This is a genomic window from Bacteroides sp. CAG:633 (assembly GCF_000435115.1).
Classification (GTDB): domain Bacteria; phylum Bacteroidota; class Bacteroidia; order Bacteroidales; family Bacteroidaceae; genus Bacteroides; species Bacteroides ndongoniae.
Genome location: NZ_FR883149.1, coordinates 4,399 through 19,294, shown reverse-complemented (window position 1 = coordinate 19,294; position 14,896 = coordinate 4,399). Strand labels below are relative to the sequence as shown.

Sequence of the window (14,896 nt, the reverse complement as noted above, 5' to 3'; positions counted from 1 at the left end):
GTAACCGTACAGTTTGGCAACAGCATAAGGAGAGTAAGGATGGAAAGGTGTATTCTCATTTTGTGGCACCTCTTCCACTTTGCCGTACAGTTCCGAAGTCGATGCCTGATAAATGCGGCAAGTATCAGTCAGACCCGCCAGGCGCACAGCCTCCAATACACGCAGTACACCTGTAGCATCTACGTTGGCTGTAAACTCCGGAGAGTCGAAACTTACCTGCACATGACTTTGTGCAGCGAGGTTGTATATTTCGGTCGGTCTCACTTTTCCTACGACTTGCAGGATGCTCATCGAGTCGCTCAGGTCGGCATAATGTAGGTGGAAATTGGGTTTTCCTTCCAGATGCGCGATGCGTTCGCGATAGTCTACCGACGACCGTCTGATGGTGCCGTGTACATCATATCCTTTGCTTAGCAGCAATTCGGCCAGAAACGACCCGTCTTGTCCGGTGATACCGGTAATTAAAGCTACATTTCTCTTTTCCATTGTCTTTGTTATGGTTGCACTTTATTAAAGTTGATGACTTTGTTTTTCTCAGTCTCTTCGGAAAATATCCCGGGTATAGACTTTCTCTTTTACATCGTCCAGACAGCTGTCGTAGCGGTTGGCAATGATGGCGTCGGACTGTTGTTTGAAGTTCTCCAGATTGTTTACGACTACCGATCCGAAGAAGGTACTGCCATCTTCCAGTGTGGGCTCGTAGATGATGACGCTGGCTCCTTTGGCCTTGATGCGTTTCATGACGCCCTGAATGGAACTTTGGCGGAAGTTGTCGCTGTTCGACTTCATCGTCAGCCGGTATACTCCGATGACGCACTTCTTTTCGTTCGACGGATCGAATGCACCACGATTGTAATAGTCGTAATATCCTGCCTTGTGAAGCACCTGGTCGGCGATGAAGTCCTTTCGGGTGCGGTTGCTCTCCACAATGGCATGGATCAGGTTTTCGGGCACATCCTGATAGTTTGCCAACAGCTGTTTCGTGTCTTTGGGCAGGCAGTAGCCGCCGTATCCGAAGGAAGGGTTGTTGTAGTGTGTTCCGATACGCGGATCCAGACAGATGCCGTCGATGATGGCTTTCGTGTCGAGTCCTTTCACTTCGGCATAAGTGTCGAGTTCGTTGAAGTAGCTTACCCTCAGTGCCAGGTAAGTATTGGCAAACAGTTTCACGGCTTCTGCTTCTTTCAGTCCCATGAACAGGGTAGGAACGTCTTCTTTCAAGGCTCCTTCCTGCAGCAGTGTGGCAAATTCGTGAGCCTTTTCTTCCAGCCGCTCTCCGGCGATGGCTCGGATGGCTTCGTTTTCTTCCTCTCGTCCTTCTATCATCTTGGGATATCCTACAATGATGCGGCTGGGGTAGAGGTTGTCGTACAGTGCCTTGCTTTCGCGTAGAAACTCAGGCGAGAACAGCAGATTCAACCGCTTGCCTTGCAGGGCGGGCGACGATTGGAAGCGCTCGGCATACTTTACGTACAGGCTTCGGCAATAGCCCACGGGGATGGTACTTTTAATCACCATGACGGCGTCAGGATTCACTTCGAGTACCAGATCGATTACTTCTTCCACATGGCTTGTGTCGAAGTAGTTCTTCATCGGGTCATAATTGGTCGGTGCGGCTATCACGATGAAGTCGGCTTCGCTGTAGGCTTTCCGTCCGTCGAGGGTGGCGCTCAGATTCAGTTGCTTCTCGGCCAGATACTTTTCGATGTACTCGTCTTGTATGGGGCTGATATGTTGGTTTATTTTTTCCACTTTTTCAGGTATTACGTCTACAGCTGTTACCTGATGGTGTTGCGACAGTAGGGTTGCTATCGAAAGTCCTACGTAGCCGGTTCCGGCTACAGCAATTCTGTAATCTTTCATAACGTTGCTCTCCTTCCTTGAAATCGTTTTTGTTTTTTTCTGAGTCCGTTTACTGTTTTTGTACTCCTTTTATTTATTCAGTTGTAGAATACAGCTTTCAACTGATAACCTATGATTTGTTCCAATCGGAAACAGGTTTGATTTTATATAAAGGATGTGACAAAAAGTCCTTACAGATTTTTTCTGCAAAGATAGATAAACGTATGAGGTTAAAGAAAGCTGATGGGGCTTATTTACATTTATTTCACAAATGAAAGCCGGTCGGTTTTATGATTCTACTTCCGTTCTGCTCCACAAAATCCCCATGCCCATACTTCGTATACATCCTGCGCTCAGCTGCGCTAACAGGCCGGCAGACGACGTACACGAACAATCCTTCAGCACTGCAGCATTTTTGTGTTTTACTGTGGCATAGATTTCAGCAGCAGACATCAAGTGGGTACCTATTGTGGTGACCTTTCACCATAAGCGTTTGAATATGAATAGATTGTGGTGAAAGATAAAACAGTTGTTGAGCCGGTTAAAGCGGATGATACAGGCAGAGCGAATTTTCAGAAAGGGGTGTGAAAGCTAATGCTACTATTGCAATTTTTTTTCCTAGTTAGGAAAAAATATCTGTCCAGTTAGGAAAAAATTTTTTCCTAACTGGGAAAAAAATAACGGGTTGTACAGCCATCCCGATTTATGTTTCATCAAATGTCGGTGAAACTTTATCTTTCACCATATCCTGCTGTATATCAATGAAAAATGGCGTTTTGAAAGCGTGAACCCGATTTCCCCCTTTCTTATTTTTATCCGTGTTAGTCTGCTCCATCCGCTTCGTTCGCGTATCCATCCTTCACCCGGTTTTTCATTTTTAATCATTCACTTTCCTTTCTTAACTACTTACTTTAGCCGCACGGGTTTTGCCTGAAAAGTCCACGAGTTTTGTCTGCAAATGCCTCGGGTTTTACTTGCAATTGCCACGGGTTTTGCCAGCAACTCCCACGAGTATTGCTTGCATGGCTCGCGAGCCGTGCAAGTGTCGCTCACGAGCCGTACAAGTGTGGAACGTGGATTATTTATGCTCGTAATGTTAGCAATTGCCTCCACAAGAGCATTGGGGCAATGCTTCTTTTCTGATTTCAGTGATGTAAAAGCGGGCAAAGGATTTTCTGATTTCGTCGCGTACACGGCGGAATTCCGAATCGATGAATTCTGGTGTACCTGTAGCATGCGACGGATCATCAAAGCCGATATGAAGACGTTTTCCTACTTTACCGCTGAATGTAGGGCAATTTTCGTTTGCTCCTCCGCATACGGTTATCACGTAATCCCATTCCTGATCGAGATAAGTGTTTACGTGCGTGGGTACATGCGAACTGATATCTATTCTAACCTCTTTCATCATTTCCACAGCCTTGGCATTTACTTGTGCAGCAGGTTCTGTTCCGCCTGAATATACTTCTATCGTGTGGTCGAATGACTGTAAAAAGCCGTGTGCCATTTGACTGCGGCAACTGTTTCCTGTACAAAGAATCAATACTTTCATTTTTTTATTGCTAATTACATTTATAATAGTAGTCGGATTATTGACTTAATGATAAATACTGTTTTGAATGTTTTTGTGGGAGATGTTTACAATATATAGTTGAACAGATAGCCCGACAGGATGATGAAAAAGGTCACTGTGCCGAAGAATATGCCAATCAGTCGCCAGGTCATCACCTTTTTGAGCAGTGTGGCTTCCGGTAGCGAAAGGCCTACAACAGCCATCATGAAAGCGATGGCCGTACCCATGGGGATACCTTTGGCCACAAATACCTCAATGATGGGCACAATGCCTGCGGCATTGGCATACATTGGTACGGCCAGAATGACGGACAGGGGAACCGCATACCAATTATCTTTCGACATGTGCTGTGCGAAGAAGCCTTCGGGAACAAAGCCGTGCATAAAGGCACCGATACCGATACCTATCAGGATGTAGACAAGTACGCCGCTGACAATCTTCCAAGCGTCACGGATGATGGTCGGAAGTCGCTTGAGGAAAGTAGTATGGTCTTTTTCCCATTCGCCAGCCTGGGCCGAAGCTTGTGCTTGTATCTGTTTTACCCAGTCGGTCAGGTAAGGTGCCAGTCTCATCCGTCCCAGCACGACTCCACCTATAACGCCCAGCAGGATGCCGCTGATGACGTAGATCAGTGTCACCTTCACTCCGAAAGAACCAAGGAACATCGCAACGGCTACTTCGTTGACCAGCGGCGAGGTGATGAGAAAGGCAAAAGTCACTCCCAAAGGAATGCCGCCTTTGACGAAACCGATGAACAGCGGGATGGAAGAGCAGGAGCAGAATGGAGTAATGGCACCGAATACGGATGCCAGCAAGTATTGCAAGCCATACATCTTGTGCGTCATCAGGTAGTTTCTCAAACGTTCGATCGGGAAATAAGCATTGATGATTCCCATCAGCACGCTGATAAAGAATAACAGGATGAGAATCTTGATTGTATCATAAAAGAAGAAGTTTACGGCCACTCCTAACGGTGTATCGGCACTCAGTCCGAACAGCCCGTAAACAAGCCAGTCTGCAAAATCTTGTATCATGTTTTACTGTTTTTTAATTCGTATAAATACGAACAATGTTTATATAAAAAGAACGGCAGATTCAATAACGGTTGTTTCTGCCGTTCGCAGTTAGATAATCCGGGTTGTCAGATGCCCAAAAGTTTTTTTACGTCACTCTCGGTCGGAACCTGTCCTTTCATTTTTACCACCTCGTCGACAACAACGGCGGGAGTAGTCATGATGTTGTAGTTCATCATTTCCATGATGTCATCCACTTTGGTCAGTTTTACGTCCAGATTGTTTTCTTTGATTACTTTTTCGATTACATTGTAGGTTGTCTTGCATTTGCAGCAACCCGGTCCTAATACTTTAATTTCCATATTCCTAAAATTTTTGTTTGTTAGTATTAATAGTATTTTATAGGTACATTGTCCAGCAATAATATAAGCCTATTACAATGAATATCCATCCGACAATGAGGTTCATCCATTTCTGTACCACTTTCATTTGACCGTAAAAACGTCCCATCTGCTGTACGCTGAATGCCAGTATCCAAGCTACGGCAAGTACCGGTATGGCGGTAGCGATGGCAAATACGGCGGGCAGCAGGTAGCCTGCTGTAGCTGTGGCCGACATGGGTATCAGCATGCCGAAATAGAATACGCCGCTTGTGGGGCAGAACGCCAGTGCAAAGAGGATACCTATCAGCAGTGCACCCCATCCGCCTTTTCGGGCAAGTCTTTCTGCCTGACCGTTGAAGCCAAACTTAGGCAAGTTGAGTTTGTCTCCCCAAAGCATGAACAGGCCGATGATAAGCAGTAGCGGCCCTATGGCCAGTTCGCCCCATGTGCCGATAGTCTTCTGGATGCCGAACATGCTTGAACCTTCTTTCAGAATCATAATCAGCACAATGCCAAGCAAAGTGTATGACAGGATGCGTCCCAGTGTATAGAGCAAGCCGTTGCAGAAGATCCGTTTCCTGTTCTCCATGTCTTTTCCGATGAATCCGATGGCGGCGATGTTGGTTGCTAGCGGACAAGGCGAAAGTGCTGTCAGCAGTCCGAGCAGGAATGCCGTCAATACAGGTGTGGAGCTGTTATCGAGCAGTGTTTGTAGCCAATCCATAAGCTTTAGTTCAGCATGTCTGTTACCGATTTTACTACTCCGGCCTTGAATACATCCGGCGACTTGCGGGCGTTGCCGAATGCAAATTCGGTCATATTCTCACTGGTTTCGTGCCCGTTTTTGTATTTGACAACAAACAGCGACGACCATGTTACTTCGTACTTTTCAGCAATTTCCTCGTTCTCCTTTTGACTGATGTCTATCACTCTGAATACTACATCGCCATTCTTTATCTGCGAGGCAAAGTTTTCTTCTATTGCAGCCTTGGTATTGTTTTCAATGGCCATGCAGGTAGCACAGCGCTGTTTCCCATGGAAATACAGTACTTCCACGTGGTCGCTGACAGCGACTTCTTTTTGAGCTTGTGCGGTTGCTTCGTTCTTTACATTCGTCTGGCATGAGGCAAATGCGAAACAGGCGGCAACCAGAAACAGAATTTTTTTCATGTTTATTATATATTAAATGTTAGTAATTCGCAAAACAACGAACATCTATTGCAAAAAAAGAGCTTAACCGCAGCAGCTCTCTTTTTTGCATACCGGCTGTCCGAAGAAGTCGGCAAACATTCTTCTGGCTATTTCCCAGTTTTCTTTATTGATGCAGTATCTTACTTTAGGTGCCTCAATTTCTCCTTGGATCAGTTCGGCTTCCTTCAGCTCCTTCAGGTGTTGCGATACCGTAGCTTTGGCTATAGGCAGTTCTTCGTGGATGTCGCCGAAAAAGCAACATTCCTGAGCTGCCAGAAACTGAAGTATAGCTATGCGTGCGGGATGCCCCATGGCTTTGGCAAAGCGGGCTATCTTTTCCTGTTCTTCTGAATATTTCTTTTGAGTCATTGCTGTCTTTTTTCTTGTTTGTTGTTCGCAAAAATACGAATAATATATTTCTTGCCAAAAGAATTTTCATTTTTCTTCTTTTAAAGAAGATAATTATGCATGGAAAGTGCTAATTTTGTCAGGTACCAATGATGTAAAAGAGATGAAATCGTTTCCTATTGTAGATTGGAATAAAGGACAGCAACACCGTTGGCGGTTGCCGTTGATAGTGGGCTTACTGGTTCTTGTGGTGGGTGGCTCGGTGTGGCTGAACACTTCTACTTTCCGTTCGGGATTTGAGATAACCGATGAATTGGGAGGAAATATTTTTCCTTCGAGTATATTGTCTGTAGCTACGACCGATGCACAGGTCATTGTGCCTTCCGATTCTTTGTATGTAGGCAATCCGAAGTCGTGTATCAGCATACGAGTCCGTTCGGGCAAGGCATATAGCCGTGTGCGTATCGAAGTGGCCGAAACACCTTTCTTCTCGCTCTCGGTGTCGGAGTTCGTATTGGCCAAGCCACATACGGAGTATACCATTTATCCCGATATTATCTGGAATTACGAAGCGTTGAAGAACAACAAGCAGGCCGAACCTATCAGCGTGGCAGTAACGGTCGAACTCAACGGTAAGGAGATGGGGCAGCGGGTACGTACTTTTTCGGTGCGCAGCATCAACGAATGCCTGCTGGGCTATGTGACCGACGGTACTAAGTTTCACGATACTGGCGTTTTCTTTGCTGCTTACGTCAACGAAGAAAACCCCATGATAGACCAACTGCTGCGTGAGGCGCTGAACACACGCATCGTCAATCGCTTCCTGGGTTATCAAGGTGGTACGGCCGGGTCGGTGGACAAGCAAGTATACGCTTTGTGGAATGTGTTGCAGAAGCGGAATTTCCGTTATAGCTCGGTATCGAACACAAGCCTGTCGAGTAATGTTGTCTTTTCACAGCGGGTACGTACATTCGATGATGCCCTCAATTCTTCCCAAATCAACTGTGTGGACGGTAGTGTACTGTTTGCCTCGCTGCTACGTGCTATCAACATCGAGCCCATTCTGGTGCGTATACCCGGCCACATGTTTGTGGGTTACTATACCGACAACGGGCATAAGAATATGGATTTTCTGGAAACTACGATGATTGGCGATGTCGATTTGGACGATTTCTTCCCCGACGAGCGGCTCGACTCGACTATGGTGGGCAAGACGCAGAACCAGATGTCGCGCATCACCTTCGACAAGTCGAAAGAGTATGCCAACCGTAAGTATAAACAACATGAGGAAGGTATCCATTCGGACAAGCTAAATTACATGTTTTTGGAAATATCGAAGGACGTCCGGCGTAAGATTCAGCCCATTGGCAGATAGGCTGCTTTTTGCGGGCTTCGCTTGCAAATGAGCTGCGGGAATGTTACCTTTGCCCAACCAACTCTGAATGGAATCACATTATGGAACAACAGAAAAAGTATATTTCGCCGGGAGCCTGGTTCTCCATGCAATATCCGGCAACATGGAACGAATTCGAGGACGGTGAAGGTTCGTTCCTCTTTTATAATCCCGAAGAATGGACTGGAAACTTCCGCATTTCGGCTTATCGGGGTCAGGAAGGGTACGGACGTGAGTGCGTCAGCCTGGAACTGAAAGAAAATCCTGCCGCACGCCGGGCCAGGGTAGGAGCCTTGGACTGTGCCTACAGCCGTGAAATGTTCGAAGAGGATGGCGAACATTACATTTCGCACATCTGGATAACGGGTATCGACGATGTTGCATTTGAATGTTCGTTTACTGTTCGCAAGGGTCAGCCTGTGGCCGAGGCCGAACAGGTGATTGCTTCGTTGCAAGTGCGGAAGCAGGGTGTGAAATATCCGGCCGAACTGATACCTGTGCGTGTTTCAGAAATCTGTCAGATCAACGAAGCTTACGAATGGGTGTCGAATACGGTGAAAGACTTGCTGAAGAAAGACTTCCAGGGAGTGGAAGCCGATGTAGAAAACATGCAGCAGGTGGTAGACCGCGGTGTGATAGGGCCTAAGAAAAAGGACCATTGGCTGGCTATGGGTATTACTCTTTGTGTCATTATGGCAAACGAGGAAGACGGAATGGAGTGGCGTACGTTAATTGACGGCAACCGTGAAGCTCCCGTATTGCTCAACACTGCCACCGGGCAGTGGGTCGATCCCATGAAGCTGGCATGGAGCAAGGTGAAAGCGGGCGAGAAAGTCAACCTGGCCGAAGCCTACTGTAACAATGGTTAATTCATTTATCATTCTTCATTTTAAATAATGTCTTCAATATTACAAGTAGAAAACCTTACCAAGTCGTTCGGCGATTTGGTCTTATTTGAAAATATATCCTTCGGGCTGGCCGAAGGGCAGCGTGTGGGACTGATTGCCAAAAACGGAAGCGGAAAGTCCACTTTACTGAGTATCCTGTCGGGTAAGGAAGGTTACGACGAGGGAAAGATAGCCTTTCGTCGAGACCTTCGCGTGGGCTATCTGGAGCAAAGTCCGCATTACCCCGAAGAACTGACGGTGCTCGAAGCCTGCTTTTATCATGGCAACAGCACCGTGGATCTGATTAAGGAGTACGAACGATGCTTGGTAACCGAAGGTCATCCCGGTATGGATGAACTCTTGCTTCGCATGGATCAGGAGAAAGCTTGGGATTATGAGCAGAAAGCCAAACAGATACTTTCTCAGCTGAAGATACGCGACTTCGACCAGCAGGTAAAGCACCTTTCGGGCGGACAGTTGAAGCGTGTGGCGCTGGCCAACACCCTGATTACCGAACCCGATCTGCTGATTCTGGACGAGCCCACCAACCACCTTGACCTCGACATGACCGAGTGGCTGGAAGAGTATCTGCGGCGTACGAACTTGACTCTGCTGATGGTCACCCACGATCGTTACTTCCTCGACAGAGTATGTTCCGAGATTATCGAAATAGACAACCGCACGATCTATTCGTACAAAGGAAACTACAGCTATTATCTGGAGAAACGACAGGAACGGATCGATGCCAAGACAGTAGAAATAGAACGTGCCAACAATCTGTATCGTACCGAGCTGGAGTGGATGCGCCGTATGCCGCAGGCACGCGGACACAAGGCACGCTATCGCGAAGATGCTTTCTATGAACTGGAGAAGGTGGCAAAGCAGCGTTTTTACGATGCCAACGTCAAACTCGATGTGAAGGCTTCGTACATCGGCAACAAGATATTCGAGGCCGACCACCTGAGTAAGTCTTTTGATGATCTGAAAATACTGGATGATTTCTCTTATATCTTTGCCCGTTACGAGAAGATGGGTATTGTCGGTAACAACGGTACCGGAAAATCGACCTTTATCAAGATACTGATGGGACTGGTGAAACCAGACAGTGGCACACTGGACATTGGTGAGACGGTGCGTTTTGGGTACTATTCGCAGGACGGACTTCAGTTTGATGAACAGATGAAGGTGATCGATGTAGTCCGCGACATTGCCGAAGTCATCGAACTGGGCAACGGCAAGCGGCTTACCGCTTCGCAGTTTCTGCAACACTTCCTCTTTACTCCCGAAACTCAGCATAGTTACGTCTATAAGCTGAGCGGCGGAGAACGCCGGCGGCTTTACCTCTGTACGGTGCTGATGCGCAATCCGAACTTCCTGGTGCTCGACGAGCCGACGAACGATCTGGACATCGTTACCTTGCAAGTGCTCGAAGAGTATCTGCAAAGCTTCAAGGGGTGTGTTATCGTCGTGAGCCACGACCGTTACTTTATGGATAAGGTAGTAGATCATCTCTTGGTATTCAACGGTGGAGGTGATATCCGCGACTTCCCCGGTAACTATACCCAGTATCGGGAATGGAAGGAGGCAAAGGCGCGTCATGACAAAGAGCAGCAGGCAGCCGTTAAGCCACAGGAAGCTAAGACTGCCAAGGTACGCCTGAACGATAAGCGTCGTATGACTTACAAGGAACGTCGCGAGTTCGAACAACTGGAACAGGAGATAGCCACTCTGGAAGCCGAAAAGAAAAACATAGAAGAAGCGTTGTGCAGCGGAGCGCTGTCGGTGGAAGAGCTGACGGATAAGTCGAAACGTTTGCCACAGTTGACGGAGCTGATTGACGAGAAGACGATGCGATGGCTGGAGTTGAGTGAGATAGAATAAAAGCCTCACCCCCGGCCCCTCTCCCAAGGAGAGGGGAGTAGAAGTTTCCTTTTATTAAAAAATAGTATGTATATAATATGCAATCGATAACTGATAACCAGACCCGTCCACTTCCCCCTCTCTTTGGGAGAGGGGAGCAGGGGGGTGAGGCTAACTACCACAGCCATTCTCTCTACTGCGACGGCCGTGCCGGAATGGAAGACTTTGTACGTTTTGCCGTAAGCCGTGGTTTTGTTTCTTACGGTTTCTCGTCGCACGCTCCTCTTCCGTTCTCTACAGCTTGGACGATGGAATGGGATCGTATGGAGGATTATCTGGCCGAATTCCAACGATTGAGACAGAAGTATGCCGGACAGATTGAGCTGTATATCGGGTTGGAGATAGATTATCTGAACGAAGAAAGCAATCCGGCAGCCGAATGTTTCCAGCGTTTGCCGTTGGATTATCGCATCGGGTCGGTTCACTTGTTATACGATGAAACGGGCAAGGTGGTAGATGCCGATCTACCCGCTGGAAAGTTCCGGCAGATGGTTGACGAACATTTTCATGGTGATGTGGAACAGGTGGTACGCCAGTATTACGAACGCTCGTGGCGGATGGTGGAACTGGGTGGTTTCGACATTGTAGGTCATGCCGACAAGGTGCATTACAATGCAGCTTGTTGTCGTCCCGGCATCATGGATGAACTTTGGTACGACCAGTTGGTATGCGATTACTTTGCCGAGATTGCCCGTCGGGGATATCAGATGGAAGTCAATACGAAAGCTTATGAGGAGCTGGGTGTTTTCTATCCGGACGAACGTTACTTCCCTTTGCTGCGTGAGTTGGGAATCCGTATTCAAGTAAACAGTGATGCCCACTATCCCGAACGTATTAGCAGTGGCATGTCCGCTGCTTTTCGGGCTTTGCGGAATGCTGGCTTTGCATCTGTGATGCAATTGCGTGCGGGTCAGTGGGCAGAAGTTCCGTTAAGGTAGCCGGTCTGAAGGTTTATTCCTTCTTCAGCAGGAAGTCGTCGATGGCTTTCTTGTATGTTGCCTTGTCGGCAGCTCCGCTGAACAGTTGAGGTTTCTCGTTCATCGGAATGAGCACAAAGAGAGGAATGCTGGTAGCATTGAACAAGGCAGCCAGCTCTTTCTCCTTATCTACATTTACTTTATAGATGGTGATTTTGCCGGCATACTCTTTGGCCAGTTCTTTCATGATGGGAGCTACCTTGCGGCATGGACCGCACCAGTCGGCATAAAGGTCAATGATGGCGGGTTTGTCGCCTTTGTATTTCCATTCTTTTTCATTCTGATAGTCGAATACTTTGTCGATGAACATGGCTTTGTCCATCACAACGACTTCCTGGGCGTAACCCAGAAGTGTGGTGGCTGCGAGAGCCAGCGTTAGCAATACTTTCTTCATATCTTTATTAGTTTTAGTTATTAGCTACGAGCTACGAGCTACAAGCTACGAGCTACAAGTTACGAGCTACGAGTGATGAGATATGGGCTACGAGTAGTGAGCTATAAACTTATAAATCGTGAATTATACCCTCATCATACACTTGTCACTCGTAGCTTGTAGCTCGTCACTCGCAGCTATCATACATATTGTTCAATCAGGCTGACCAGTTCGTTGCTTTGTACCACTCCGGACTGTCGCCATACCTGCTGTCCGTTCTTGAAGAGCATCAGGGTGGGTACGGCCTGTATGCGGTACTGCATGGCCAATGCCTGTTGTTCGTCTACATCTATTTTAACGATGCGTGCCTTGTCGCCCACACGGCTTTTTACATTTTCCAATATGGGGTGCATCATCTTACAGGGACCGCACCAGGTTGCGTAGAAGTCTACAAGTACGGGCACTGTTGTGCTGTTGATCAAGTTCTCAAATTTTTCCATAATTGTTCTGAATAAATAGTTCTTGATACTTCTAACAAACAGTGTGCCGTTTTTGTTCTTCCAGTCAATTATTCAGCAATGTCGAGTTCGTCGATAAGGTGTGAGGCACCTGCATATTTCTCGATGATGAAGAGCGTATAGCGGATGTCTACACAGGCTGCACGCTGCGACGAAGGACGGAAGGCGATGTCGCCTGTCAAACCCTCATAGTTGCGGTCGAAACCGGTACCGATGAGTTCGCCTTTGGCATTGAACACGGGGCTACCCGAATTGCCGCCCGTGTTGTCGGTATCGACGATGAAGCAGACTGGCATGCGTCCGTCAGGCAGGGCATAGCGGCCGAAGTCTTTAGCCTTCCATAGTTGCTTCAGTTTGTCGGGGACGACGAATTCCCAATTTGTCGGATCTTCTTTTTGCATCACACCGTCCAGAGTGGTATAGTAGTCGTATACCGTTCCGTCAGCCGGTTCGTACGAAGCCACCTTTCCGTAGGTCAGGCGCAGGGTAGAGTTAGCATCAGGATAGATGGGCTGTCCGTTAGCTTGGCGCATGTCCATCATACCTTTTACCCAAATCTTGTGAGCGTTGTTGTAGTCGCGGTTGGCGTCCATCATGGCAAGGGCTGTCTGTAACAGACCGTCGGTGATGGAGTATTTGAACAGCACCATCCAGTCGCCCGTCAGCTTGTAGAGTTTGGGCTTACGGATGAACTTGTCGAAATTCTCGCGGCTGCCGAAGATAGAATACTTGAAGCAGGCATCGATGAAAGCATCTGTATCTCCCTTGAACCGGCGGTCGATGACTTTAAAAATGCCTATGCGTTGGTCTTCGGGAATATAGCGGGCATATGTACGTAGCATTTCCTTGCCTACCAGTTTCTCAACCTCGGGGTAGGGAATAGAGGCGAAATATTTGTCGGCAGCTTTTTTCAGGCTGTCGCTGGCTGCCTGAATGGCAGCTTTGTCTTTGTTCTTCAGAGCCGTGGTCAGGGAAGTGGTGTTGGGGATGCGCATGAGGTCGAGTGCAGTGACCAGTGCTTCCTGAATGGCCTGCTGATGGTAGAGGGCCGGACGGCGTTGCTTCACGATGGCTTGGATACGGTTGAAAGCAGCCTGATAGGAGGTATCGCCTGTCTGGCGGCCACGTTCCAGCAAAGCTTCCTGCTGGGCACGCTTGGTGTCGAGCACCTTGAGGCGTACGAGTCCTTCGTTCATGCCGATGGCATTCTTCCAGTAGTTGGCACTGGAGGCATACTTGCTGGCGTAGTGGATACGTACGGCATCGTCCTTCAGCATCTGTTCCATGAGAACGCGCTGGCGGGCATCGCGTACGTGGTGGCGCATGAAGTTGGTGGTCTGCATGCGCTCTTCCACCTCGTCGGCTATCATGTAGCGCCAGTTGCGTCCGGGGAAGCCCATGACGAAAGCGAAGTCGCCTTCCTTGAAGCCAGCCAGGCTGATGCGCAGGTGTTTCTTGACATGCAGGGGCTGGTTGTCGGGACTGTAGGCGGCCGGTTGTCCGTCACGGTCGGCATAAATGCGGAACAGGGAAAAGTCGCCCGTGTGGCGTGGCCACATCCAGTTGTCGGTGTCGGCACCGAACTTGCCGATGCTCGAAGGCGGTGCGCCCACCATGCGGATGTCGCTGTAGACGGTTTTCAGAAACAGGTAGTGGCGGTTGCCGCCGTAGAAGGCCTTCAGTTCAGCCTTGCCACCTTTGCCCAGGGTGATGTTCTGGTCTTTCAGGAAGCGTTCGCATACCTGAGCCAGGTATTTGGGCGAAAGATAGTTGGTTCCCTGTGGGTCGGGATCTTTCTTCAGCTGTTGCTGCACGTAGTCCGTCACGTCCAGTATGCGGTCGATAAAGGTGATGGTAAGGCCTTTGCAGGGCAGTTCTTCCTGGCGGTTCATGGCCCAGAAGCCGTCGGTCAGGTAGTCATGCTCTACGCTGCTGTGCTGCTGGATGGCGCCGTAGCCGCAGTGATGGTTGGTCAGCACAAGGCCTTCGGCCGAAATGACTTCGCCCGTGCAACCTCCGCCGAAGTGTACGACGGCATCCTTCAAGGCAATGCCTTCGGGGTTGTAGATGGAGTCAGCGGGGATGAGTAGGCCCAGTTCCTGCATGGCTACTTCGTTCTGCCGCTTCAGGTCGGTCAGCATCCACATGCCTTCGTCGGCCAGTGCGGGGAGTGTCAGGGCAGACAGGGCTGCCGCAAATAACAGTCTTTTCATAATGAATGGGGCTTAAGGTGAAAAAACAGGCACGGATCTCACGGAAGGTTCACGGTTGTTTCTATTGCCGTGATTGTCCGTGTAATCCGTGCCTTTTATTTTATTAGTCTACGATGGTCATCTCGTTGATGAGGTGGCCGCAGCCGCCCAGCTTTTCAAGGATGAAGAGCACGTAGCGGATGTCGAGGGCGATGCAACGTTGCAGGTTGTTGTCGAAGTTGATGTCGCCGCTCAGTGATTCCCAGTTGCCGTCGAAGGCGCAGCC

16 protein-coding genes are annotated in these 14,896 nt (G+C 48.5%); 4 read left to right on the top strand and 12 right to left on the bottom strand.

Going from position 1 to position 14,896, the window contains the following annotated elements; all coding sequences use genetic code 11:
- The 8 genes from QVP67_RS14350 to QVP67_RS14315 form a co-directional block, all read right to left on the bottom strand.
- A partial coding sequence (locus tag QVP67_RS14350) for a GDP-mannose 4,6-dehydratase (protein ID WP_288180265.1) occupies positions 1-486 on the bottom strand: 486 nt, incomplete at its 3' end.
- Positions 487-534: 48 nt separating this feature from the next.
- The gene (locus tag QVP67_RS14345) at positions 535-1,863 is read right to left on the bottom strand and encodes a nucleotide sugar dehydrogenase (protein WP_022164241.1); all 1,329 of its coding nucleotides are present in this window, start codon (positions 1,861-1,863) and stop codon (positions 535-537) included.
- A gap of 1,075 nt (positions 1,864-2,938) precedes the next feature.
- Positions 2,939-3,394, bottom strand: a complete 456-nt coding sequence (locus QVP67_RS14340) for an arsenate reductase ArsC (protein ID WP_022164239.1) — start codon at positions 3,392-3,394, stop codon at positions 2,939-2,941.
- An 86-nt stretch (positions 3,395-3,480) separates the two neighbouring features.
- Positions 3,481-4,449 carry a permease gene (locus tag QVP67_RS14335; RefSeq protein ID WP_022164238.1) on the bottom strand — a complete coding sequence of 323 codons (969 nt, stop codon included), beginning with the start codon at positions 4,447-4,449 and terminating at the stop codon, positions 3,481-3,483.
- A gap of 107 nt (positions 4,450-4,556) precedes the next feature.
- Positions 4,557-4,790, bottom strand: a complete 234-nt coding sequence (locus QVP67_RS14330; protein WP_022164237.1) for a thioredoxin family protein — start codon at positions 4,788-4,790, stop codon at positions 4,557-4,559.
- A 37-nt stretch (positions 4,791-4,827) separates the two neighbouring features.
- A complete protein-coding gene (locus QVP67_RS14325; protein WP_022164236.1) occupies positions 4,828-5,535 on the bottom strand; it encodes an aromatic aminobenezylarsenical efflux permease ArsG family transporter in 708 nt (235 codons plus the stop codon).
- 5 nt (positions 5,536-5,540) lie between these two features.
- Positions 5,541-5,981 (bottom strand): nitrophenyl compound nitroreductase subunit ArsF family protein, encoded by a 441-nt coding sequence (locus QVP67_RS14320; RefSeq protein ID WP_022164235.1) that lies wholly within the window; start codon positions 5,979-5,981, stop codon positions 5,541-5,543.
- 63 nt (positions 5,982-6,044) lie between these two features.
- Complete coding sequence (locus tag QVP67_RS14315; protein WP_022164234.1) at positions 6,045-6,371, bottom strand: ArsR/SmtB family transcription factor; 327 nt, start codon at positions 6,369-6,371, stop codon at positions 6,045-6,047.
- 142 nt (positions 6,372-6,513) lie between these two features.
- On the opposite strand from QVP67_RS14315, the gene QVP67_RS14310 reads away from it, so the two are divergent.
- The 4 genes from QVP67_RS14310 (at position 6,514) to QVP67_RS14295 (ending at position 11,488) form a co-directional block, all read left to right on the top strand.
- Positions 6,514-7,725 (top strand): hypothetical protein, encoded by a 1,212-nt coding sequence (locus QVP67_RS14310; protein WP_288180264.1) that lies wholly within the window; start codon positions 6,514-6,516, stop codon positions 7,723-7,725.
- Between the two features lie 80 nt (positions 7,726-7,805).
- The gene (locus QVP67_RS14305) at positions 7,806-8,612 is read left to right on the top strand and encodes a DUF3805 domain-containing protein (protein WP_022164232.1); all 807 of its coding nucleotides are present in this window, start codon (positions 7,806-7,808) and stop codon (positions 8,610-8,612) included.
- Between the two features lie 27 nt (positions 8,613-8,639).
- Positions 8,640-10,511, top strand: coding sequence for a ribosomal protection-like ABC-F family protein (abc-f, locus tag QVP67_RS14300; protein ID WP_022164231.1), 1,872 nt, complete (start codon positions 8,640-8,642; stop codon positions 10,509-10,511).
- Between the two features lie 77 nt (positions 10,512-10,588).
- A complete protein-coding gene (locus QVP67_RS14295; protein ID WP_022164230.1) occupies positions 10,589-11,488 on the top strand; it encodes a histidinol-phosphatase in 900 nt (299 codons plus the stop codon).
- Positions 11,489-11,501: 13 nt separating this feature from the next.
- On the opposite strand, the gene QVP67_RS14290 is transcribed toward QVP67_RS14295, so the two are convergent.
- The 4 genes from QVP67_RS14290 to QVP67_RS14275 all read right to left on the bottom strand — a co-directional run.
- The gene (locus QVP67_RS14290; RefSeq protein WP_022164229.1) at positions 11,502-11,921 is read right to left on the bottom strand and encodes a thioredoxin family protein; all 420 of its coding nucleotides are present in this window, start codon (positions 11,919-11,921) and stop codon (positions 11,502-11,504) included.
- 179 nt (positions 11,922-12,100) lie between these two features.
- Positions 12,101-12,400: a thioredoxin gene (trxA, locus tag QVP67_RS14285; RefSeq protein WP_022164228.1), complete on the bottom strand. Its 300-nt coding sequence runs from the start codon at positions 12,398-12,400 to the stop codon at positions 12,101-12,103.
- 68 nt (positions 12,401-12,468) lie between these two features.
- Entirely contained in the window at positions 12,469-14,631 is a 2,163-nt protein-coding gene (locus QVP67_RS14280) for a S46 family peptidase (RefSeq protein WP_022164227.1), read from the bottom strand.
- Positions 14,632-14,734: 103 nt separating this feature from the next.
- A partial coding sequence (locus QVP67_RS14275) for a S46 family peptidase (protein WP_288180266.1) occupies positions 14,735-14,896 on the bottom strand: 162 nt, incomplete at its 5' end.

Excerpts from the sequence above, each read along its gene's own strand:
- QVP67_RS14345 (WP_022164241.1), bottom strand. The coding sequence starts at position 1,863 with ATGAAAGATTACAGAATTGCTGTAGCCGGAACCGGCTACGTAGGACTT.
- QVP67_RS14340 (WP_022164239.1), bottom strand. The coding sequence starts at position 3,394 with ATGAAAGTATTGATTCTTTGTACAGGAAACAGTTGCCGCAGTCAAATG.
- QVP67_RS14335 (WP_022164238.1), bottom strand. The coding sequence starts at position 4,449 with ATGATACAAGATTTTGCAGACTGGCTTGTTTACGGGCTGTTCGGACTG.
- QVP67_RS14330 (WP_022164237.1), bottom strand. The coding sequence starts at position 4,790 with ATGGAAATTAAAGTATTAGGACCGGGTTGCTGCAAATGCAAGACAACC.
- QVP67_RS14325 (WP_022164236.1), bottom strand. The coding sequence starts at position 5,535 with ATGGATTGGCTACAAACACTGCTCGATAACAGCTCCACACCTGTATTG.
- QVP67_RS14320 (WP_022164235.1), bottom strand. The coding sequence starts at position 5,981 with ATGAAAAAAATTCTGTTTCTGGTTGCCGCCTGTTTCGCATTTGCCTCA.
- QVP67_RS14315 (WP_022164234.1), bottom strand. The coding sequence starts at position 6,371 with ATGACTCAAAAGAAATATTCAGAAGAACAGGAAAAGATAGCCCGCTTT.
- QVP67_RS14310 (WP_288180264.1), top strand. The coding sequence starts at position 6,514 with ATGAAATCGTTTCCTATTGTAGATTGGAATAAAGGACAGCAACACCGT.
- QVP67_RS14305 (WP_022164232.1), top strand. The coding sequence starts at position 7,806 with ATGGAACAACAGAAAAAGTATATTTCGCCGGGAGCCTGGTTCTCCATG.
- abc-f (WP_022164231.1), top strand. The coding sequence starts at position 8,640 with ATGTCTTCAATATTACAAGTAGAAAACCTTACCAAGTCGTTCGGCGAT.
- QVP67_RS14295 (WP_022164230.1), top strand. The coding sequence starts at position 10,589 with ATGCAATCGATAACTGATAACCAGACCCGTCCACTTCCCCCTCTCTTT.
- QVP67_RS14290 (WP_022164229.1), bottom strand. The coding sequence starts at position 11,921 with ATGAAGAAAGTATTGCTAACGCTGGCTCTCGCAGCCACCACACTTCTG.
- trxA (WP_022164228.1), bottom strand. The coding sequence starts at position 12,400 with ATGGAAAAATTTGAGAACTTGATCAACAGCACAACAGTGCCCGTACTT.
- QVP67_RS14280 (WP_022164227.1), bottom strand. The coding sequence starts at position 14,631 with ATGAAAAGACTGTTATTTGCGGCAGCCCTGTCTGCCCTGACACTCCCC.